The 22,241-nt window shown below is 54.3% G+C and carries 20 protein-coding genes; 3 read left to right on the top strand and 17 right to left on the bottom strand.

The features are described 5' to 3' along the window. Positions 1-475: 475 nt before the first annotated feature. Genes O9139_RS26460 through O9139_RS26445 form a run of 4 tightly spaced genes read right to left on the bottom strand, consistent with a single transcriptional unit; the run spans position 476 to position 6,654 of the window. Entirely contained in the window at positions 476-2,578 is a 2,103-nt protein-coding gene (locus tag O9139_RS26460) for a molybdopterin oxidoreductase family protein (protein ID WP_270884752.1), read from the bottom strand. Positions 2,579-2,594: 16 nt separating this feature from the next. Then, a complete protein-coding gene (gene nirD, locus O9139_RS26455) occupies positions 2,595-2,945 on the bottom strand; it encodes a nitrite reductase small subunit NirD (RefSeq protein WP_270884751.1) in 351 nt (116 codons plus the stop codon). A gap of 16 nt (positions 2,946-2,961) precedes the next feature. Further along, complete coding sequence (nirB, locus tag O9139_RS26450) at positions 2,962-5,382, bottom strand: nitrite reductase large subunit NirB (RefSeq protein ID WP_270884754.1); 2,421 nt, start codon at positions 5,380-5,382, stop codon at positions 2,962-2,964. A gap of 33 nt (positions 5,383-5,415) precedes the next feature. After that, positions 5,416-6,654, bottom strand: a complete 1,239-nt coding sequence (locus O9139_RS26445; protein WP_270884750.1) for a nitrate/nitrite transporter — start codon at positions 6,652-6,654, stop codon at positions 5,416-5,418. A 442-nt stretch (positions 6,655-7,096) separates the two neighbouring features. Here O9139_RS26445 and O9139_RS26440 point away from each other — a divergent pair, with 442 nt between their 5' ends. Together O9139_RS26440 and O9139_RS26435 are read left to right on the top strand one after the other, a co-directional pair. Further along, a complete protein-coding gene (locus tag O9139_RS26440) occupies positions 7,097-7,753 on the top strand; it encodes an ANTAR domain-containing response regulator (protein WP_270884749.1) in 657 nt (218 codons plus the stop codon). Beyond that, positions 7,750-8,781, top strand: coding sequence for an anthranilate phosphoribosyltransferase (locus tag O9139_RS26435; RefSeq protein WP_270884748.1), 1,032 nt, complete (start codon positions 7,750-7,752; stop codon positions 8,779-8,781). The genes O9139_RS26440 and O9139_RS26435 overlap by 4 nt, the downstream gene beginning before the upstream one ends. Before the next feature lie 78 nt (positions 8,782-8,859). Here O9139_RS26435 and O9139_RS26430 read toward each other — a convergent pair whose 3' ends face one another. After that, on the bottom strand, positions 8,860-9,648 hold the full coding sequence (locus O9139_RS26430) for a CAP domain-containing protein (RefSeq protein ID WP_270884747.1): 789 nt from the start codon (positions 9,646-9,648) through the stop codon (positions 8,860-8,862). Between the two features lie 206 nt (positions 9,649-9,854). On the opposite strand from O9139_RS26430, the gene O9139_RS26425 reads away from it, so the two are divergent. After that, positions 9,855-10,850: a ketoacyl-ACP synthase III gene (locus tag O9139_RS26425; RefSeq protein WP_270884746.1), complete on the top strand. Its 996-nt coding sequence runs from the start codon at positions 9,855-9,857 to the stop codon at positions 10,848-10,850. 134 nt (positions 10,851-10,984) lie between these two features. Here O9139_RS26425 and O9139_RS26420 read toward each other — a convergent pair whose 3' ends face one another. The 12 genes from O9139_RS26420 to O9139_RS26365 all read right to left on the bottom strand — a co-directional run bounded on the left by O9139_RS26420 (position 10,985) and on the right by O9139_RS26365 (position 22,030). Further along, the gene (locus tag O9139_RS26420; RefSeq protein ID WP_270884745.1) at positions 10,985-11,152 is read right to left on the bottom strand and encodes a hypothetical protein; all 168 of its coding nucleotides are present in this window, start codon (positions 11,150-11,152) and stop codon (positions 10,985-10,987) included. A 76-nt stretch (positions 11,153-11,228) separates the two neighbouring features. Then, positions 11,229-12,650 carry a glycosyltransferase family 2 protein gene (locus tag O9139_RS26415; protein WP_270884744.1) on the bottom strand — a complete coding sequence of 474 codons (1,422 nt, stop codon included), beginning with the start codon at positions 12,648-12,650 and terminating at the stop codon, positions 11,229-11,231. Continuing rightward, positions 12,647-13,744 carry a GT-D fold domain-containing protein gene (locus O9139_RS26410; RefSeq protein ID WP_270884743.1) on the bottom strand — a complete coding sequence of 366 codons (1,098 nt, stop codon included), beginning with the start codon at positions 13,742-13,744 and terminating at the stop codon, positions 12,647-12,649. Before O9139_RS26410 ends, O9139_RS26415 begins: the two co-directional genes overlap by 4 nt. Before the next feature lie 40 nt (positions 13,745-13,784). Continuing rightward, on the bottom strand, positions 13,785-14,936 hold the full coding sequence (locus O9139_RS26405; protein ID WP_270884742.1) for a CgeB family protein: 1,152 nt from the start codon (positions 14,934-14,936) through the stop codon (positions 13,785-13,787). A 3-nt stretch (positions 14,937-14,939) separates the two neighbouring features. Next, positions 14,940-15,827: a dTDP-4-dehydrorhamnose reductase gene (rfbD, locus tag O9139_RS26400; protein ID WP_270884741.1), complete on the bottom strand. Its 888-nt coding sequence runs from the start codon at positions 15,825-15,827 to the stop codon at positions 14,940-14,942. Further along, a complete protein-coding gene (locus tag O9139_RS26395) occupies positions 15,824-16,867 on the bottom strand; it encodes an NAD-dependent epimerase/dehydratase family protein (protein WP_270884740.1) in 1,044 nt (347 codons plus the stop codon). The genes rfbD and O9139_RS26395 overlap by 4 nt, the downstream gene beginning before the upstream one ends. A 14-nt stretch (positions 16,868-16,881) precedes the next feature. Further along, entirely contained in the window at positions 16,882-17,436 is a 555-nt protein-coding gene (gene rfbC / locus O9139_RS26390; RefSeq protein ID WP_270884739.1) for a dTDP-4-dehydrorhamnose 3,5-epimerase, read from the bottom strand. Then, positions 17,433-18,644 (bottom strand): L-2-hydroxyglutarate oxidase, encoded by a 1,212-nt coding sequence (gene lhgO, locus O9139_RS26385; RefSeq protein ID WP_270884738.1) that lies wholly within the window; start codon positions 18,642-18,644, stop codon positions 17,433-17,435. The genes rfbC and lhgO overlap by 4 nt, the downstream gene beginning before the upstream one ends. Next, complete coding sequence (locus O9139_RS26380) at positions 18,641-19,384, bottom strand: sugar phosphate nucleotidyltransferase (RefSeq protein WP_270884737.1); 744 nt, start codon at positions 19,382-19,384, stop codon at positions 18,641-18,643. Before O9139_RS26380 ends, lhgO begins: the two co-directional genes overlap by 4 nt. 21 nt (positions 19,385-19,405) lie before the next feature. After that, a complete protein-coding gene (locus O9139_RS26375; protein ID WP_270884736.1) occupies positions 19,406-20,134 on the bottom strand; it encodes a glycosyltransferase family 2 protein in 729 nt (242 codons plus the stop codon). Then, on the bottom strand, positions 20,131-21,207 hold the full coding sequence (locus O9139_RS26370; RefSeq protein WP_270884735.1) for a glycosyltransferase family 2 protein: 1,077 nt from the start codon (positions 21,205-21,207) through the stop codon (positions 20,131-20,133). The genes O9139_RS26375 and O9139_RS26370 overlap by 4 nt, the downstream gene beginning before the upstream one ends. A gap of 4 nt (positions 21,208-21,211) precedes the next feature. After that, positions 21,212-22,030: a glycosyltransferase family 2 protein gene (locus O9139_RS26365; RefSeq protein WP_270884753.1), complete on the bottom strand. Its 819-nt coding sequence runs from the start codon at positions 22,028-22,030 to the stop codon at positions 21,212-21,214. Between the last annotated feature and the right edge of the window lie 211 nt (positions 22,031-22,241).

The raw sequence follows: 22,241 nt of genomic DNA, 5'->3' as shown, positions 1-22,241 counted from the left end.
GCTCACAGGAAACTTTCCTGCAGCATATGCGTGCGAAGTGAATCGTCTGCAAAACCAGACCACCTGCTTCATGAGCGAAGGGGATCGTGCTTAGAGCGCCCTCCTCTTGAACATAAACAAAGAGGTGAGTCCGCCTTACGACGCCTCAACCTCTTTCTGAGCCAACGGGATAGCGCTCACAGTGAACTTTCCTGCAGCATATGCGTGCGTAGTGAATCGTCTGCAAAACCAGACCACCTACTTCATGAGCGAAGGGGATCGTGCTTAGAGCGCCCTCTTCTTGAACATAGACAAAGAGGTGAGGCTGCATAAGACGCGCCTCAACCTCTTTCTGAGCCAATGGGATAGCGCTTAGAGCGCCCTCCCCACTGAACATAAGCTACCTCAGCCGGTGGGCTCCTGGGCTCAGCGGTGTCAAGCGCCTTGCAGCGGCTAGGGGCTCGTTCGCGTTCAACTACCGCCTTACCTTACGTGCCTAAGCGCGTTCGACTTTGACGGCGCATATTTTGAATTCCGGCATCCGGCTGGTGGGGTCGAGGGCGTCGTTTGTCAATTGGTTAATAGAGAGTTCCTCGCCCCAATGAAAGGGGACGAATACCGTCCGAGGCTGAATGCCCTCGGTCACCTTGACTTGAAAGATGAGCGAGGCGCGTCTGCTGGTGATGCGGATATTTTGGCCGACGCCGAGGCCGATTCGAGCTGCCAGCCAAGGATGAATTTCGGCGACTGGGACAGGCGCCTTTTTGTTCAGGCCTTCCGTACGCCGGGTTTGCGCACCGCTTAGGTAATGGTTACCAAGCCTGCCGGTGGTCAGCACGTACGGGTACTCCGGATCGGCCGGCTCTGCCGGCATTTTCGGCGTAATGCCGAATAATTTCGCCTTGCCGTCTGCATGGTAAAACGATGTGCCGAACAGATGCGGTGTCCCGGGATGTTCAGGCGTTGGGCAAGGCCAGAAGATGCCTTGCTCCTTTTGCAACCGATCGTACGTGATGCCGCTGTAGTCCGCTTTGCCTCCCGCAGATGCGCGTGCCAGCTCCAGGAATACATCCTCAATCCCCGCCGCATATTGAAAATAGGCTCCGCGTCCAAGTGCGCCCGCTAATTCGCAAATGATTTCATAATCCAACTTGGCGTTGCCTGGCGGCTCAAGCACTTGCCCGCGATGGAACACTCTGCCTTCCAGGTTGGTCAGTGTGCCTTCCGCTTCGAGGAACGAGGACCCAGGGAGCAAGTAATGGGCGTACTTCGCGGTCTCGGTCTCGAACATATCAACGACGACGAGAAGCTCCAGTTTCTGCAAAGCCCGCTCCACCATTCGGCTGTTGGGGCTGGATACAAGCGGATTGGAGCCGAGCACGAGGAGGGCTTTGATCTCGCCTTCATCCACTTTTTGCAGCAGCTCATAGGCGGAAACGCCTTTGCCTGGAAGCTCTTCAGGCGATATGCCCCACACGCGGGCCACGTGTGCCCTGGCGGCTGGATCCTCGATCAAGCGGTAGCCTGGGAGCTGATCGGCTTTTTGACCGTGCTCCCGTCCGCCTTGACCGTTCGCTTGGCCGGTGACGGCGCCGTAGCCGCAGCCCTTGCGTCCGATTTTACCGGTAACCAGCGCTAAGTTGATATAGTTCAGCGTGTTCTCCACGCCGTTTACCTGCTGCTCCAGACCGCGCGCCGTGAGGACGATGCCTGTCTCCGCTTTGGCAAAGCCTCGTGCTACAGTACGGATCACGCCCTCCAAAATTCCCGTCAGTTCTTCCACTCTGGCCGGTGTAAAGCTTTTTACCGCCTCTTCAAGACGTTCGATCCCGACTGTCCGTGCCTGAACAAAGCTGGTGGCAGTCAACTTTTCTTCAATCATGACATGCAGCAGGCCATTAATAAAAACAGAGTCAAAACCAGGCTGAAGCCGCACATGGATGTCCGCTATTTTGGATGTCATCGTATTTCTGGGATCGATCGTTACGATAATTGCCCCGTTCTTTTTCGCTTCCAGCAAATAGGGCATCATTGTCGGCTGGCATTCTGCAACGTTCGTTCCTGCGAGAATAATATACTTGGCAAAAGGGATCTCGGAAAGCGGCATCGTCATCCCCCGATCCAGCCCGAATGCCTGATTGCTGGCGGCTGCCGCAGAGGACATGCAGTAGCGTCCGTTGTAATCGATATATTTGGAGCGCAGCGCCACTCGGGTGAATTTGCCTAGCAAATAGCTGACCTCGTTGGTCAGAGATCCGCCGCCATAGACGGCAACGGCATCATTGCCGTACTTCGCCTGCAGAATCTGAATTTGGCTGGCGATATCCTTAAGCGCATGCTTCCATGTCACTTCATGCCAGCCTCGCGACTCGCCGAACGAACGATGCAGCGGTTCTGTAATCCGCTCGGGATGGATGACATGCTCCAGAGCGTTCAGGCCTTTTTGACAGAGTCGTCCTGTCGCAACAGGAAAGCTCTGGCTCGGTTTAATTACAGGCCCTTTGTCAGCCTGGACGAGCTCAAGACCGCACTGCATGCTGCAAAAGCAGCAGTGCGACGAAACCCGCTCTTGCGGCAATATCGTCAATGCTGCTTTCATTCCCTACACCCCCGAATTAACCCGCTAATTCCTGCGCACTTGAAAAACCGATGTACACCAAGCCGTCCTGCACCTTCGTCGCATACGTCTTCACACAGCCGGTATCAGGGGCTTGCACCAGCCCTGTCGGCAGATGGATTTTGCGATCGTGCATCGGGCAGAACACGTGCTCATCGCACACGATGCCCTCTGCGAGTACACCGTTTTTATGCGGGCAACGGTTGGAGATCGCCGTCACCTTGCCGCTGCTAAACTTAAACAGCGCCACTTCCTCACCTTGATAACGAATCGTTTTACCTGTATTTACAGCCAAATCCTCATAGGACACGGCGGATACCCATATCAGTTGTTCTTCTTTTATCTGCATCGTTCAGCCCCCCGTTCTATTTAAGCTCAACCACTTCATACAGATCCTGCTTGATCTTGCTGCTGTCGATCGCCGCTCTCCACGGATCTCGAGTGACGGACAAAGTGGCCTCCATTCTGGCACAAAGCTCTTTGCGCTGTTCTTCGTTCTCGACGACCTCGCGCACATGGGTGATGCCGAGGCGATTCACCCATTCGCTGGTGCGCTCGCCGTATTTCCCAGTTTCCCGATAGTATTGCAAATACGCCTCGGTGTACTCGATAATTTCCTGCTCCGTCTTCACTGTCGTCAGCAAATCGCCGACCCGCACTTTAACACCGCCATTGCCACCGGCATAGAGCTCCCAGCCGCCGTCGACCGAGACGACGCCGAGATCTTTAATACCTGACTCCGCGCAGTTGCGCGGGCAGCCGGAGACGGCCATTTTCACTTTGGCCGGCGTGTTCAACCGCTCGAACCGCTTCTCCAGCTGGATGCCGACGCCCATCGCATCCCCGGTTCCAAAGCGGCAAAACGTGTCGCCGACGCACGTTTTCACGGTGCGCAGCGCTTTGCCGTAAGCGTAGCCGGAAGGCATGTCGAGCGCTTCCCACATGGCGGTCAGGTCTTCTTTTTTCACACCGAGCAGATCAATTCGCTGACCGCCGGTGAGCTTGACGGTCGGCACGTTGAACCGTTCCGCCACCTCGGCAATCCGCTTGAGCTCTGCCGGATTAGTGACGCCGCCGTACATCCGCGGGACGACCGAGTAGGTGCCGTCTTTTTGGATATTGGCATGCATCCGCTCATTGACGAACCGCGACGTACTGTCGTCCCGGTACATGATTGGATGTACCATGCCAAGGTAGTAATTCAAAGCTGGGCGGCATTTGGAGCAGCCCTCATCGTTTTTCCAGTTCAGCACGCTCATCACTTCGCGCACATGGGTAAGGCCTTTGTCCCGGATGGCTGCGACAACTTCATCCCTGCTGTGGTCGGTGCAGCCGCAGATCGTTTCTTTGGCAGCATGCTTATCGTAGGCATCCCCCAGGGTAACCGCCAGCAAATCGCTGACAAGCGGCTTGCAGCCGCCGCAAGAGCGGGACGCTGTCGTACAATTTTTGACCTCTTCCACGCTGGTCAGGCCTTGCTCGCGGATCGCCGAACAGATCGTGCCTTTCGTGACTCCGTTGCAGCCGCAAATGATTGCGTCATCCGACATCGACGCCACGCCACCCGTTACCGACGAGCCACTGCCGGACGAATCGGTCAATATCGCTGTTTTGCCCATACCGCTGATGTCCGTTTGCTCACGAATCATCTGCATGAGCCGTGTGCCGTCGGATGTATCCCCAAAGAGGACAGCGCCGACGATTTTGTTATCCTGGATCACGACTTTCTTATAAATGCCTGAAAACTCGTCATGCACCCGAATCGCTTTGGTTCCCTCCGTATCGTTATACTGGCCGCCTGAGAACACATCGACGCCGGATACTTTCAATTTCGTGTACACGATAGATCCCTCATACGGCCCGGTGTCGACGCCTGCGAGACGCTTCGCCAGCACAGCGCCTTGCTCGTATAGCGGAGCGACGAGGCCATAGGCAACGCCCCGGTGCATCGCGCATTCGCCCACGGCGTACACGTTCGGCACGCTCGATTGCAAGTAATCGTTCACGATGATACCCGGATTGCAGTCGAGCCCGGCATCCTTGGCGAGCTGCACATTCGGGCGGATGCCGACGGCCATAACGATGAGATCGGCCTCGGCGACAGTGCCGTCCTTGAATTTCAAACCGGTGACCCGCTTGTCGCCGATAATTTCAGCGGATTGCTTTTGCAGCAAGAACCGGATGCCTTGCTCTTCGAGAGCTGCCTGCAGCATCTTCGAGGCGGGACGGTCCAACTGCCGGTCCATGATCGTATCGCTGATGTGCACGACATCGACCTTCATGCCCAAATTGAGAAACCCTCTGGCCGCCTCCAAGCCGAGCAGGCCGCCGCCAATGACAATCGCCTTTTTATACGTTTTGGCCGATTCCATCATGATTTCACAGTCTCGGATCGTTCTGTAGGCCATGACGCCTTCTTTATCTGCACCCGGCAGCGGAAGCATGAACGGATTGGAGCCTGTGGCGATGATCAGCTTATCATAGGCAACCTTGAGACCTTGATCGCTGGTTACCGTCTGGGCTGCGGTGTCGATCTTGGTCACCGTTTGATTGGTGTATAGGGTAATGTTGTTGGCGGCATACCATTCGTAAGGATGAATGACGATGTCCTGAACCTTCGAGTCGCCAGCGAGCACGTAGGACAACAAGATCCGGTTGTAGTTCGGATGCGGTTCGCTCCCAAAAATCGTAATGTCATATTGTTCAGGGGCCAGCTTCAGCAAATGCTCAATCGCATTCACCCCGGCCATCCCATTTCCGACTAATACCAGCTTCTCTTTGTGTATCATTTCAATCATCCTTTCGTTCGGGAGTTAGATCTAGGCGTGTACGCGATCCAGCGGAGCGGCCGCTTTCACTTTGCCGCCTTCACCGATCCAGGTGCGTTTCCATCTGCCTTGCACAGCTGCTATGACCAGGACGCAAACTACGGCAATGCCGCTCAGAATCAGGAAGCCCGGGGTAAAAGAACCGGTGGAAAGTTTCATATTGCCGAGAATTTTCGGAAGAAAATATCCGCCCAAGCCGCCAGCTGCGCCTACGATGCCTGTTACAACCCCGATCTCCTGGCGGAAACGCTGCGGCACCAGTTGGAATACCGAACCATTACCCATGCCCAAGGCCATCATGGCGATGAAGAGCATCACGGTTGTAGCAGACAACACGGGTAGTGTAGAAATGCCAGCCATCATCACGGCGACGACGCCGTATAGTGCCATCAGCATGCGTATGCCCCCAAGCCGATCGGCCAGCCAGCCGCCGATAGGCCGGAAGAAGCTTCCGCCGATGACGCACAGGGTGGTAAAGTCGGCTGCTTTCACCGGAGACAGGCCGTATTGCGTATTGAAAAAGATCGTCAAGTACGTGGACATCCCGACGAAACCGCCAAAGGTGACGCTGTAGAATAAGCAGAATAACCAGGAATCTTTTTGTTTTAACACATTGCCGTATTCAGTGAATGTTTTCGGTGCCGGTTTATTGGGACTATCTTTGGCCAGCAGAGAGAAAATGACGAGCGTTAAAACAATGGGAATTAGCGCGATGCCGAACACAATGTGCCAATCGCCGTAATGCTGCGCGATGCGGTTGGCGAACAAGGTGGCGAAGATGGTGCCGCTGTTGCCCGCTCCGGCGATGCCCATCGCAAGACCTTGATACTGCGGCGGGTACCAGCTGCTGGCAAGCGGCAAGGCAGCGGCAAAGCTGGCGCCGGCAATGCCGAGCATCAGCGCGACGAAATACATGTCGTGCATCGAGTAGGCGAACTGCCACCCCCATATCAATGGGATTAGGGTGAGCGTCAAGCCGATTTGGCCGGTCCGCTTTGGTCCGATTTTGTCCGTCAGTACGCCCAGCACAAGGCGAAGAATGGAACCGCCCAACGTCGGCAGCGCAACGAGGTTCGCTTTTTCTGCAGCATTTAAATGAAAATCATCGGCAAGAATCACGGCAATCGGGCCCAGCAGCACCCACACCATGAAGCTCATGTCAAAGTACAAAAATGAACTGAATAAAGAACCTTTGTGCCCAACTTGCAAAAAGCTTTTACGATCGACCATGTACGCCCTCTCCTTTGCGCGGCTTTCACGCCATCTCTTTTTTCATTAGTTCAAAAAGCCGACAGACATCCCCGCATCGTTCACATGCGGAATGTTCATCGGCCCCATTGCCCCGGCAGATACGGCTGTGTATGCTGCCTTTTCTTGATATGATTATAAGAGAACAGAAAAAGCCTATCCTTTTACACAGTTGTAAGGGATAGGCATCGTTGCCTTCGTCATCGACACGCCATTGTGTCTTGTTGAGTTCAATTATAGTTCGCCACCAGCCACATGTCAATAAACTTAACACAAAAATATTATATTTCAGCTTAGCTCAATCATATCGACAAAAAAGAGCGGGTTGTGCTATATTAATTCGGTAACTTACGTACATTTATTGCGCATATACATAACATGAATATAACATATAAATAGAACTGCCGATGAGGGAGGTATCGAAATGTTACAAACGTTCATCCTAATCGACGAGTTTCCGCTTGCTCGCCATATTCCCTCTTCCTCGTCGTCCTCTTTTATGCTAGAATCGTCAAAACTAGTTCAAGAATCAGCCCCCGAGGCCATGCTCAAAGATATGGGCTTTCGGGTGTACACAGTCAGAGAGAGCAAAGAGCTCTCCATGACGATGTCCAAAGCTAAGGCTGACGCTCTGCTGCTGGCTGTCCCGCCCGGGCAGGTGGAGCCTTGGCGGACACAAGCGCTCGCCCAGCGCAGCTTGCCCGTGTTCTGGTGGTGCGATTCGCAAACGTTCCCCAGCAGCGAATGCAAGCTTGATCCGGGCATCGACGGCCTGATCGGCCCGTCCATGAGCCCGCTAGAAGTGCACTGCGCCCTGCTGCTTGGCGTGAACCATTATTTCCAACGGACCGAATGGCTGCAGGAACGCGAGCAGCTCTTGTCGAAGCTGGAGGAGCGCAAATGGATCGATCAGGCCAAACGGATTTTAAGCGAAATCAAGCATATCTCAGAAGCCGAAGCTTATGACTTTTTGCGTAAGCAGGCGATGAATGAACGCAAACGGATGGTAGACGTGGCCACCTCCATCGTCAAAGTGTATCAACTGCTGCAGGCTGAACATAAAGGAGGACGAAAACGATGATATCCTTATTAAAAGAAGTCGGCCGCGGCAAGCGTGGCGCCCGTGACCTTACGTACGATGAAGCCCTTCAAGCGGCTGAAGCGATATTGACCGGGGCGGCGACGCCGGCGCAGACCGGCGCCTTCCTCGTTGCCGAGCGCATCAAGATGGAATCCCCCGATGAGCTCAAAGCTTTTATCGATGCGCTGCGCGCGCGCATCACGACTTACCCGGTCGCAGGCAGTATCGACTGCGCCGGTCCTTACGATGGACGCGGACGCTCGTTCATCGCCACACTGCCCACCGCATTCGTGCTCGCTGCATGCGGTTTGCCGGTAACGCTTCACGGCAGTCCCAGCATGCCCCCCAAGTGGGGCATTACGCTGACGGACATCCTTGAAGCGTTAAAGATCCCTGCGCTGCAAGCTTCGCGTGAAGCGCTTGAATCGGCCGCGGCGCGGACAGGATTCCTGTTCACGCCGACGGAGAACTGGTGCGCACCGCTGGGCGCCCTGCGCGGGCTGCGCGAAGAACTTGGGCTGCGCACCGTGTTCAACACCGCCGAGAAGCTGCTGCGCTTCACGGATGCGCCTTACATGGCCGTCGGGGTGTTCCACGGCACGGTTTTTGAGAAGATCACCAATGTGCTGATCGATTTGGGCATCTCCCGCGGCATTGTCGTGCAGGGCATGGAAGGCTCCGAGGATCTCAGCGTCGAAAAGCGCACACGCACTTATGTGATCCAAGACGGCGCTAGCGAGCTGTTCATTGTCGACCCGGAACTTTACGAGCTGATGGTGGACGTTCCGGAAGTGGAGTGGACGGCCGACTTGCAGGCTCAGACGACACTCGCCGTTCTTCGCGGCGAAGCCGAGCTGCCTTATTTGAACATGGTGCTTTTGAACAGTGCCGTCCGGCTATGGATCGCGCAAAAAGCCGGCTCCATCGAAGAAGGCATTTACTTGGCCAGACACGCGATTGAACAAGGCGCCGCATGGCAAAAATTTGAAGCATGGACCGCGGCCGTGAAGCCGGTGTCCGCCACTTAATGTATAAAGGGGCTATCTCAAGAGCATCGCTGCTCATGGGATAGCCCCTTTTTTCGTTTTGCCGTATGGCGTATTAGCTTATTTGCTAATGAACTGCTGGGTGAACATCTTACCGCAGGAGCCGCCGTTGACGATGCCAATGCCGATATGGGTGTAATCTTTGCTAAGGATGTTCGCCCGATGGCCCGGCGAGTTCATGAGCGCTTCGTGCGCGGCCTGTACCGTCTGATTGCAGGCGATATTCTCACCCGCGGAATTGTAGCTGATGCCGAACTTGTTCATCATATCGAACGGCGAGCCGTAGGTTGGCGATTCATGCGAGAAATAATTGTTGTCGACCATATCCTGGCTCTTTAGTCTGGCTGTTTTGACAAGCGCTGGATCCACAGCTAGCGGCGGAAGCCCCGCGGAAGCACGCGCTTGGTTAACCAAATCGAGCATTTGCTGCTCTTCGGCTGTTAAATTAGGCGCTGAAGGCGCTTCTGGAGCAGGTGTCGGCGTCGGCACTTCCGGGGCCGGTTCAGGCTCTGGCGCTGGCGTCGGGGTCGGCGGTGGAGAGGGTTTCTTAGGAATTTTTAAGTTCCCATAAGCCCACAAGATAGATTGCAGCGTCTGATCGTCCACGTTTCCGGTTACTGGCAAACCGTATTTGCTTTGAAACGCTTTAACGCCTTCCGTTGTCTGATTGCCATAATAGCCAGTGATCGGTCCACTGTAGTAGCCTAACGATTTCAGCATCCCTTGCACAGCGAAGACGTCCGGTCCTTTCGCACCCTTACCGAAGGCAAATGCCGGGGTCGCGGACGAGAAAAACAAGGCAGCACAAATAAGGACAATCCAAACGTGCTTTCGATGACCTTTCAACATAAGATTTGCTTTCACTCCCAAATATGCAGCTTTCGTCACGATAAGACGATAGTTGTAGGGTGAGCCGAAAGGGCATGGATTATCCAAAACAAAGAAATATTGGCGGGTGTCCCTTGACTTTTGATGCACTGCTAAGTAAACTAAATTTAGTACCTGATACTAATAGTTGATACTAAAATATTCATTTATAGAAGGAGTGAACCTTGATGCCAACGTCTGCCTTAAACGCCCGCATTACCGCCATCGGCAGTTATGTGCCGAAGCAAATTTTATCGAATCAGGATTTGGAAGCGATGGTCGAGACCAATGATGAATGGATCGTCCAACGCACGGGCATGCGCGAGCGCCGGATCGCTGCTGCAGACGAATATACGAGCCATCTCAGCATTCGCGCTGTGGAAGATATGGTGGCGCGCTACTCGACCTCGCTGGATGATGTGGAGCTGATTATCGTGGCGACGCACACGCCGGACCTGGCGTTCCCGTCTGCGGCTTGCTTGGTACAGGCGCACTTCGGCATCCCGGCCACAGGCGCTTACGATTTGAACGCGACCTGCGCCGGGTTCACCTACGCGCTGCACACTGCGAGCGCTATGATTGCCGCAGGCGTGCATCGCAAGGTGCTGGTCATCGGAGCCGACACCGTGTCCAAAATCACGGACTACACCGACCGCTCGACTTGCATTCTCTTCGGTGACGGCGCGGGGGCTGTGATGGTGGAGAGAGACGATGAGCGCCCCTCTTTCCTGGCGCATCATCAAGGCTCAGACGGTACTGGCGGCAAGCACGTGTACCGCACAGGACTTGCGGCGACGATCGGCGACGTTGAGCTTGGCGGCAATGGCAAGCTCGTCCAAAACGGACGCGAGGTGTATAAATTCGCGGTGACGACTGTGCCGCAGGGCATTGAGCAGTTGATGGCGAAGAGCGATATGCGCTTAAGCGACGTCGACTGGTTCATTCCGCACAGCGCGAACCTGCGGATCATTGAGTCGATCTGTGAGAAGAGCGGCATTCCTTTTGAGAAATCGTTATATAGCCTCGTTTACTACGGTAACACGTCTGCGGCTTCCATTCCGTTGGCGCTGGATTTGGGCATACAGGAAGGCAAAGTTCACGATGGTGACACGTTGCTGCTGTATGGCTTCGGAGGCGGCTTAACGCATGCCGGCTTGATCGTGCGCTGGGATTTGCGGCAGTAAAGTTAAGGCGTCCTGAGGGACGCCCTTTTTCTACCTCCCAAGCCGCTGCGTAGAGCCCGCCCGCTCGCAGCTGCAAAAAGCTGCCTCACGTCATCGCATGACCCGGAGGCAGCCTCCATCCGCTGCGCCCTCACTTAGGTTTGCGAGTAGATCTGCTCGAAACCATCCTCCAAGCCTTTGCTAAAGCCGTCGGTGTACCCTTGATCATAGCCGCGGTCGAACCCTTGATCGTAACCTCCACGAAGGGGAGTCGAACGGTTCAACCTTGTTTTTTTTCTGAGAACGAGCTTCCTGACACGCATTCTCTTCGTTTTCCTTGATATCCTGCCTTCTCGTTTCTTGCGAACAGTCATCCTTAACCTCATAGGTACTCCCCCTTTACACGTTATCCGCTACGATGACAGCAGGTGCAATGATCGGCAATCCCTGCTCATAGCAAGCTTTTAGCTCATTGCTGATCGGCGCTTGGTGCCGCTGGCTCAGTTTCCACTGAGACAGCGGCCAATCGTTGACAAAACGGCGCAGCTTCCCGCTATGGATTTGGTAAACGTTGTTGCCGGTATCGCTCACCAGCATCCCTTCCGGCAGCGGCCCGCGACCGATGAGGCCATGCGACAGCACAGTCATCATGTTCAGCACCTCTTGCGCCGAGATCGGTGCGCCCATTCTCCAGCTGCGCAGGTCGACCTGCGAGATCCGGCTGGCCTGCAGCTGAGCGTCGCCAATGATCGGCCGGCGCATGCCGTCTTCGATCCAGTATAGCGATGGCGACACGCCGCGAACGACCAGATGGGTCGGGTAAAAATCTCTCATCGCCGCATGCCCGCCGCTCAGTTTTTGCTGCACTTCGTGAAGCAGACTGTGGGAATCACCCCATTTGCGCGAATAAAAGTCAAGGTTTTTGCTATAGACTTCTTCAAACCTTTCGCCCAGCGCTTTAATACTGACACTTCCGACATGGTGGATGAAGGTGTCTTTGGCAATGACTAGTTCATATCCCATCATGCGCGCGCGGTAGCCGTAATCATCATCCTCGCAGTTTCCGATCTCGAAGCCCTCATCCAAAAAACCGAGCCGTTCAAACATGTCACGCTTCATGAGCACGCAAAACCCGGTCAACCGGCCGGTCGTATGCCACTTTGAAGGATCTGAAATATTGAAAGCTTCCGCGAACCTGTGCATTTCCTCTGTTGACTGATATTGTGTCGGCAGCAGCTGCTCGCCGCTAATATAATTCGTCATCGGTCCGACCAAACCGAACTTCTCATTGCTGTTCAAGCAAGCGAGCAGGTTGGTCAGCCAATTTTTCGTCACAATCGTATCATTATTGAGAAAAAGCAGCGTATTGCCGCGCGCCAGCCTCAGTCCCTGATTCGTGCCGCCGGCAAACCCCAGATTGTTCTTGAAAATGCGATAGCGGATTTTACCTGTCAAATTTTTCAGGTATTGGGCTGTATCATCAGTAGAAGCATTATCGATGATAATGATTTCAAAAGGCTCCGGCGTATGCTCATAAATGCTGTCGATGCAATTCTGCAGGTGTACCCGCTGGTCGTTCGTGGTAACGATAATGATGCTCGTTCCTTGAAACGGCTGCGAGAAGCTGCTAATTCCCGCGTCCCAGCCATTGCGGAAGCCATGATCGAAAGCCGCATCATACCCGCGGTTAAAGCCAAGGTTATAACTATTGGCAGGGCTTCCGCTGTAAGTCCGCTTGCGACCCGCTTTCGTCCTAACAACCGCTTTGCCTGCTGCTCGTTTCTTTCTCACTGCCAACCGCCGCTTAACTTTAAGTTTCATCGGAATGGCGCCTCCCCTTTCACAATGGAATCGGCCAAATGTCCGAAATCGATGGCAACCTTGCCCATCGCTGAAGCAATCCATTCCGCTAGGATGACTGCGGATATCCCTGCCGATACGAGCGCAATGTCAAAATCATGGGCAGCGATCGCCGCTTTGATGCGCGGAATATCTTTCACGCCTTCCACCGGAGCGATCTCGCCAACGACGTTCACGCCGTGGTTGCGTAGTGTTGCCGCCAAGCTGGGCGCCAAATTGCCGACGAGAAGCACTCTCCTCCCCAGCGTCATGCGGGACAAATAGCCAGCTTGGTATAAATAGTAATTAACCAGCGAATCGGTTAACAACAGATGGTGAAAGTCCATCTGTTCCTCTCTGAACACGGCGAACGCCAGCGGCTGAAAATTGCGGACGCGCAGCTTCGGAATGCCGACCACTGTCGCGCCTTTCACCGCCGCAATCAGCTCGGCCTTGATCGCCAGATCCGGAACATGTACGCCTGCATAAGGCAGGAACTCGCCATCTTCCTTGATCTGTTCAATGGAAAGAATGCTTTCCTGCGCCAGCGTGAGCAGCTCACCGTCACCTAAGCGGACGAGTGAGAACGGCCTCCGGTGATCCAGTGCAGCCACGATGCTTTCCCCCAGCTCACTAGCGGTCAACATATGATAGATGCGCGAGCGCAAAGCTTCAACGCCGGCGGCAATGATTTCTTCCACGGTCGTGTCAGGCATGATTTGATACTCGGGCAAACAGGCGTCCACGATACCGTCTCCGCCGGTATGCTTGCCATCGCGGAAACCTTTGTCATAGCCTTTGTCATAACCCCGATCATAGCCCTTATTGTAAACCGGCCCCGAGAGCTCGGCGTTAGGATCCAGCGGAACGATCGCTCTGGGGCGAAACGCCAACCGTTTGAACTTTCTTTTTATGGTGCCTGTGCGCCACTTGCCTTTTCGTTTGCGAAGCCCTCTGCTTGCCGCAACCTGCTTGGTGCCTGCCGTCCGCTTATTCGCAGCGGTCATCTTGCCCGCCCGCAGCGGGATGATTCTGCCACTCGTCCTCGTGCTGCTTAGTTTCTTCAGGGGCAACATAGGATCACCTGCCTCCTTCTCTGAAATCGTTCCTCTCTTCCTAACTGCCATTCGTTATGGTTAACATCTGATGCAAACGGCTTCGATACGTATGCTCGCGCAAAGTGCGGGAAAGCCCGTTTAACGCAATACGCTGGCGATCCGGTTCATGATTCAAATAATATTCGATCTTCCCGATCAGCTCTTGTGGAGAGCTGAAAGTATCTAAGTCTTCACCTGGCTTGTAAAAGTTCGTTAATTCATCCCGCACATCCGTCAACTGCAACGTCCCGCTGGCGTTGATTTCAAATAGACGCGGATTCGGCGAAACGGCGGGGATTCGTCTGCTGTTGCTGTTGTGGGACTCATCGTCGATGGAACGGTGCAAGTTAATGACAATTTTGGCAGCACGGTAATATTTCGCTGTCTCCTCCGGACTTAACCAGTAGCCTTGGATTTTAGAGGCGAGCTTGTTATAGTTTTTGAGCCGGTCCCACCAATACCCGTTGATCAAAAAATTTTTGTCCTTCAAGTAATCGGCCATTTCATCGATGAAAGCGACGCGGTTCCAGAACGCCGAGCCGATGAAAAGAATATCTTTGCGATAGCTGGTTGGCACGTACTCCAGCTTCACCTCGCTGGCATGAATGCCAAACGGCAAATAATGCACATTCGCACAGCCGAGCGATTGATACGTTTCGACGCAGCTTCGTTCCAGGGTGAATACGTAGTCGTAGTGCACGACGATCTGCGTCGTCTGATCGGAGTGATACGGATCGTCCGGCAGCCAAATGGCGGTGCGAATGCCCGCGGCCCGAAGCGCCTGCACCTTATCGACCGGGAACGACGCGCCGATCGCGTCCAGCACGAGCACGAGATCGGGCCTGTGCAGCTGCGCGAGCTGCACGACATCTTCGTCCGGTTTGGCCTCGATCACCTGTCTCACCAAATTACGGAGCGTCCCCGCAATCCCGTCGTCCATCGACGTATAGGGGGAGCCATTGGCCCGCACGTACAGCACTTTCAGCTCCCACAGGATGCCCTGCTCCTGAGGAATGCTCTGCAGCACCTTCTGGGCGCGTCCAAAGTGGTATCCGTGCGACCAGCCGTGCGCATAGCCTGCATCCCTTCCCCTTCGCCAAGCTCCGCGCTGAGGAAGGACGACGGTTCTGATTTTGCGTACAGCCGCCTGTTGTTTCTTCCCTCTTTTCACGGTCTACCTGCCTCCATTCCTGACATATCCTTTGAGCTGCAAATACTCATTCATGGCGTCTTGCCAGCTGGGCATTGGATAGAATTGGGTCAGCTTGCTCGTATCCAACGCGCTGTACAGCGGTCTTTGGCATTTTGCCGGGTATTCGATGTTGCGAATCGGAATCGTCTCGCAGGGCAGCCCGCACCAGGAGATCGCCTCGACAGCCAGATCATACCAACTGCAGGCGCCCCTGCCTGCACAATGATAGATGCCATACTGCGTGACACCTTGATCGAGAAAAGCTTTCACCGCACGCGCCACATCCTTCGTATGCGTAGGCGACATCACGACGTCATGCACGATGGATATCGGCTTGTTTTGCCGGGCCAGACGAAGCATCGTCTCAATAAAGTTGCCGCCTTTGCCGCTGGACCCGGCTGTTCCGAACAAGGAGGCGACCCGGAAAATAAAGTAGGTGTCCAGATAAGCGGCAATCCCCTGCTCTCCGGCGACTTTGCTTTTGCCGTACATATTGAGCGGGTTCGTCGCATCCTCCTCGGTATAAGGCGCCGGCTTGCTGCCGTCAAATACATAATCGGTGCTAAAATGCACCAGCAGCGCGTCATGCTGCCGGCAGTAAGCCGCCATGCGCACAACCGCGATGGAATTGATCTTGAACGCTTTGAGCGGGTCGATTTCACACTGCTCGGTTTGGTGAAAGGCCGTGCAGTTAATCAGAACGTCGATGCGGCCGAGCGACTCCAAATACGGAATGATCGACTCGGTCTGCTCCACATCGAGCTGATCCCGGCTCACAGCTATAATTTCATAAGATGGGCTCGAAGCCAGTACATCGTATAGATCGGAGCCTAGCTGACCGCTCGCGCCTAGCAGCGCAATCCGCTTCATCGCGGATTCGATCCTTCAAGATCGAGGATACCCCCATAAAGTTTGACATCCTCAATGATGCGGTGCCATTTCACAAGCTCGCTATACCAGCTCAGCGTGATCGTTTGCTCTATGTTGGAGATACCCCCCGCTTCCAAAGCATGGTAAATTTCCAGCGCGCCCTTCGCTGCGGTCCATTTTGCTTTCCAGTTCAGCGCCTTCTCAATCTTCTCAAAGCTGACGCGGTACGAGCGGTGGTCTGGATCTCCATACCAATCGATGCGTACCGATTTGGGCATAGCATCTGTAATTTCCTCCGCCAGTTGACCGAGCTGGTAGTTGTTGCGGTCAGAGCCGACGTTGAAAATTTGACCGTTGACTGCAGCGGGATCTGCTTCCAGCAGCAGCATCATGACATCGGTGGTGTCCTGCACATGGACGAAGGGGCGCCACTGGCTGCCGTCGCGCATCAGCGGGATGACCCCGTTCTTCCACGCGCCTAGCGCCATGCCATTGATCGCGAGGTCGAAGCGGAGGCGAGGCGAATAACCATAAACGGTGGCTTGACGGATCACCACCACGGTATATTGGGAATCGGCGAGCGGCAGGACGCCGTGCTCAGCCATTTCGTTTGCTCTGGCATAGGTAGTCAGAGGGTTGGTCGGCGAAGTTTCGTCGACCTTCATTTCCGGGGGCTGAAAGCCGTACAGGCTGCAGGAGGATGGGAGGATATATCGCTTCACACCCAATTTCTTCGCTTTATAAGCCGTTCTTACACGTGAGATGTGGTTAATTTGGAAGGTAGCTTCCTGGAACAGCTCCCCGCTCGGATCGTTGGAGATCGCAACGAGGTCGATGACGGCGTAGACGTCGGCGAATACCTCATCTTGCAGACGGCGCGAATCCTCTTGGATCGTCACGAGGTTCGGATGATGGGGAAGCTTATCTTTGCCGAAAAAAAATCGGTCAACCGCTTTTACTCTATAGCCCTTATCCAGCAGCTTCGATACCAGCACGCTGCCGATATAGCCTCCGGCTCCCGTGACCAGAATGGTTTTCATGATGGTATTCCTCCTCATTCGTACACAAAATTAAGTTCAGCCTGCCGAAGCGGCGGCTGCTGCCGATCCTTATCCGAAAGCACGGGGGCCGATACCGGCCAATCGATGGCGAGCTCCGGATCGTTCCAAAGAATGCCCCGGTCATGCTCCGGCGAATAATACTGATCGACCTTATACATTAGCTCCGTATTTGCGACGAGCGTGCAGATCCCATGGGCGAAGCCTTGCGGGACCAGGATTTGCCGTTTATTTTCAGCGCTCAAAATAACGCCTACCCACTGGCCGAACCGGGGTGAGCCTTGGCGAACATCGACGACCACGTCGTACACCGCGCCTGCCAGCACCCGAACGAGCTTGGTCTGCGCTTTTGGCGCCAGTTGATAATGCAGCCCCCGCAGCGTCCCCGCTTCCACGGAGAGCGAATGGTTATCTTGCACGAACTCGTGATGTATCCCGAATTGCGCTAACAATTGCCGGTTATAGCTTTCCATGAAAAAGCCACGATGGTCGCCATACGCTTTGGGTTCCAATACGACGACTTCCGGCAGCTTGGTTGTTATAACTTTCATGTATCGGCTCCTCCTCGCTGCTTCTTGATCTGATCGACAACATAGGCGGCAAAAGGCATCGAACAGGTGAACGCCGGCGACACCGCGTTAAGCACATGCATGGAGCGGTCATCTCCCTCGATGACGAAGTCTTGCACCAGCTCCAGCGTCCTTGTATCGAGCAGCTGCGCCCGTATGCCCGGCCGCAAGAAGTGGCCGAATCCCTTCGGATCGATGGCCCGAACCATGCTCATGCCAAGGCTGATAAAATAAGCCTTTATATATTTTTTCATCTCTTCCAGCGCAAGTCGCCGAAAGTGAAACGAATTCGTGATGAACAATTTGGCTTCGTAACCTACGATTTGTAGAAATTCTTTGAGACTGAATCCGTGCAGGCCTTGATAATTTTCCCGCCAAAACGCCGGAATCGCCGTCGGCCCGATTTTGATGCTGCCGTCCACGGTTTTCGTGTAATGTACACCGAGGAACGGATTGCCAAGGTTGGGGACTGGGTAGATGTTGGTCTTCACATCGGTTTTGTTTTTGGTGTATTTTAAATAAATTCCTTTGAAGGGGATTATTGTATAATTCATCCCAAACCCGAAGTCATGCGCGATGCTGTCCGCATAGAGCCCGGCGGCATTGATCAGATACCTATAGGGGTATGTGCCCTGAGTCGTAACGACGAGGCCGTCTTGATGCTTGCGATATTTCGTATGAAAATAGAACTCAACGCCGCAAGCCATGTTCTCATGCTTCAGCATTTGGCATACTTCCATCGGGTCGACCGACGCCGTTGTCGGCGAATAGAGCGCCCGCATGAATGTCTTGGCGTTCGGGTCGATCTTATGGATATCCGCTTCCTCGACCCAGATCAATTCCACGCCATTCACATCTGCCCGGCGTTTCAGCTCATCCAGACCGGCCAGCTCTGAAGCATCCTTGGCCACAACCAGCTTGCCGCATTCATTCAAATGCAGGCCATATTGCTTGCAGTAAGCGCGCATCGCCTGATTACCTTCTTTGGTGAACTTGGCTTTCAGGCTGTTCGCCGTGTAATAGAATCCGGCATGGAGCACACCGCTGTTGCGCCCGCTGGCGTGGGCAGCGACATCGCCTTCTTTTTCCAGTATGCACACGGAGCAGTTCGGCTCCCTTTTCTTCAATTCACGGGCAATCGTCAGACCAATGATGCCAGCCCCGATGATGACATAATCGTACGACTTCACTTTCCATCACCGGGCAATGAAGGTCCGGAATACTCGCGCAGCCGGTCTGTCGCTTCATACCACGAAGGGAACGTTCCAGCGTCGATCCACCAGCCGTTCAACAAGTGATAGCTCAAAAGTCCTTTGCTCGCATACAAATTGTTAACATCCGTAATCTCCATCTCTCCGCGTGCCGAAGGCTCGATCGCTTGGATCATACTGAAGACGGACGCATCGTACATATAAATGCCGGTCACGCAGTAATTGGATTGCGGCTGCTCGGGCTTCTCCTCGATCCGTTTGATGAGCGCTCCGTCCATCACGGGAACCCCATAGCGTCTCGGATCCTCGACTTCCTTCAGGAACACTTTCGCCCCCTCAGGCTGATTGGCAAACTCTTTGACGTAAGGCGCCAGCGAATCTTCGAATAAATTATCGCCAAGCAGCACGAGCAGCTTCTCGCCAGGGTGCACGAAGCTCTCCGCCAGTTCGAGGGCTTCAGCAATGCCGCCGGCTTCTTCCTGGATTTTGTAGGCGATCTTGACGCCCCAGTCTTTGCCACTGCCCAAGAAATCCGTATATAAAGAAGCTGAATGCTTACCGGTGACGAGCAAAATATCGGTAATGCCCGCTGTGCGCAGCTTTTCAACGGCATAATACACCATGGGGTATTTCCCTACGGGAAGAAGGTGTTTGTTGATCATCTTCGTCAAGGGGCGAAGGCGTGTTCCTGTTCCCCCTGCAAGAATGACTCCCTTCATAACAACGCCATCCTTTCCTCTTTAAATAAACTTCTGGGGATCGACGCCCCATTTTTCGATAAAAAGCTGGCGCGAGCGTTCCACAATAGCCCGGAACTCATCAGAACTCTTCTTGCCGAAGCTTGCACTGCCATGGTGGTAGATGAACGTATCTTCCGCCATCATGAGCCGGTACCCGGCTTTTCTAGCCCGGTAGCAATAATCGTCATCTTCGTAATGTCCCGGGCTAAAGCGTTCGTCCAGCAGGCCGATGCGTTCCATGACCTCGCGCTTGAAGAGCAGGCAGAAGCCGATGAGACGCTGAACTTCGGTATATGTTCCTTTTTTTCCCACATTGTATTTGGCTATCATTTCTTCCATCGTTGTGTAGTTTTCCTTGATCTTCTGCCTCCCGCTGGCGTAGTTGGTCATCGGACCGACCATGCCGACATTCATACCGAAATGCAGACACTCCAGCATATTGGTTAACCAGTGCGGCGTCAGCAGCACGTCGTTATTCAATAGAAGCACCGTGCTGCCCCGAGCTAGCTTCATGCCAGCGTTACACGCTGCCGGGAAGCCACGGTTGTCGGCAAAGGAGACAAAGGGAACCCCTTGTCTAAGCAGTTCCTCCAGCGTACCGTCCGTCGAACCGTTATCGACTACGATGATTTCATAAGGGGTATACGTATGTTGACGGATGGAAAATAGACAATCCATCAGCAGCGTTTTTTCGTTATAGGTTGGGATGATAATGCTTGTTCCGTTCATGTCGTCCCCCCTTGTAGCTTAGCCCGCTTCCGCATGACATCTTTATATTTGAGCCGGCTGGCGTGCCGCTTCAGCAACGTATCCACAGCCTCCAGATGATCGCCGATGATCATGTTTGAGACTGGATTGGCAACGCCGGTATTGAAACGTGTTACTTTATTCCCTTTAATGACATCGACACTGCCCGGCGCGCAAACCACAAGCCCCAGCTCGATAGCCAGAGACTGCGCTTTCGGCGGTACGACCAGGTTGGCCGCTCCGATCTGTGTAATCGCTTTGCGCGAAAGGATATGCGGAATGGCCGTCATAGAGTTGGACTTCAAATCCGGCCGTCCCTGGACGAAATTGAGGAACTCCTTCATAATCGTCACACCGTCGCGAGTGAAGAAAGGGCCGATATGCGGCGTCATATCGTTCAGTGCGACATCAGCGCCTCGGTCGATCGCGCGAATGAAAGGCACAAGCTGCTCCACCTTGATCGGAATGTCGCCATCGATGAACAGCACCATATCGCTGCTGGACAGTTTGGCGCCAATGGAACGCCCGACATCATGTCCGAGTGAATTCGGATAATGAACAACGGTTGCGCGAGGACTCCGCCTCGCCAGTGCAAAGCTGCTGTCGGTGGAACCGTTCACCACCACGATGATTTCCCGCACCGGCATGCGTTGCAGCTGGTTTAATACGCTTTCGATCGTCTTCTCCTCATTGAAGGCGGTGACGACGGCAGCGATGCTTTGGTTAGTCGGCATGAGCGCCCAATCCGGCTTTGCCATACCGAGCTGCGAGCAATAGCCTTCCAAGAACGCGTCGGCGCAAGCTTCATATTGCGCGTTCGGAATTCGCTTTCCTTCGCTGATGTAGCAGCCGTACCAAAGCGAGTTGACGTATGCCTGGGCATCCTGGCCTTCAGTCAGCGGATGATCGAGCGCATACCTGCTTCCAGCCCGCCGAATGAGTGAAGTCCACTGCGGAGACGGTTTGGCCATTCGGCGGCGGAGCGTTCGCGCTTTGCGCTTCCTTAACGGGTATTTACGAATACTTTTCCGTATTACAGCCTTTCGTCGTATCATTTCTTCACCCCACAAAAGATCGATCCCGGGATAAATCGGTCTGCTGGCCCCGCTCGTTCGTCTCTTTCAGCAACCGCTCCATCGCCTCGAGATGATCACCGATAATGAGATTGCGCAGCGGGTCTACCTTATAGGCTCTCCGCTTACGCGGATTCAACCGGCCGACGCCAACTTCATGCACCTTATGAACGTCAAGCCCGCTGCGAAGCGCAATCATCTGCGCCAAAGGCGGCACAGCCAAGTGTCCAGCCCCTATCACATCGAGCGCTTTGCGGCTCATCGCATGTGGAATCGTCGTCATGGACGCCCCCCGCAAGTCCGGCCGGGACATGGCAAAATTCAAGGCATGTTTCGCTAAAACGACGGGATGCACCTCATGCGTGCGGGTAATGCCCATATAGCTGTTCAGCGCCACATCGACGCCTCGGTCAATGGCATAAATAAAGGGCCTCAGCTCCCTGGCCGGAATGACGATATCGGCATCAAGGAAGAGCAGAACGCTGCCCCTCGCCTGCAAGGCGCCGATTCCCCGCCCGACATCATGGCCCAGCGCTTCTTCGTAAGCGATGACCCGGGCTCCCGAGCGTCTGGCGATGAGCTCCGTTCCATCCGTCGAACCGTTCACAACGACGATCACTTCTGTAGCTGGATGAACCCTCCGGGCTTGACGAATAACCGAAGCGATCGTTCTGCGTTCATTCATCGCCGGGATCACGACAGACACTTTCGGTGTGCCAGGAACCGTTACCGGTTTGATTGGTTTGGCAACTGGCTTCGATCTCCTTCTTGGTTTCACTAGCTTTCGTTTGCCTCGCTGCAAGATACTCACACCCTCCCGGATGGATATGCATTCGTTTCGTTCCCATTTTATGTACATCCATCCCGAAGGGCACGGCATTTGTTTAAGCCCTGACCGCTAATCCACAAAAATAGGACATCTATCCCTGCCATTTTATAGATACGTGTACATGCCATCTTCCGGAAAATCTCATAATATATAGAGACTTTCATTTTTGACCGTACTCTCCGATAGG

The sequence above is a fragment of the Paenibacillus aestuarii genome, from assembly GCF_027789125.1.
Lineage (GTDB): Bacteria > Bacillota > Bacilli > Paenibacillales > NBRC-103111 > Paenibacillus_E > Paenibacillus_E aestuarii.
Note: the sequence above shows the minus strand (reverse complement) of the source record. Positions and strands in the feature narration are given on the sequence as shown.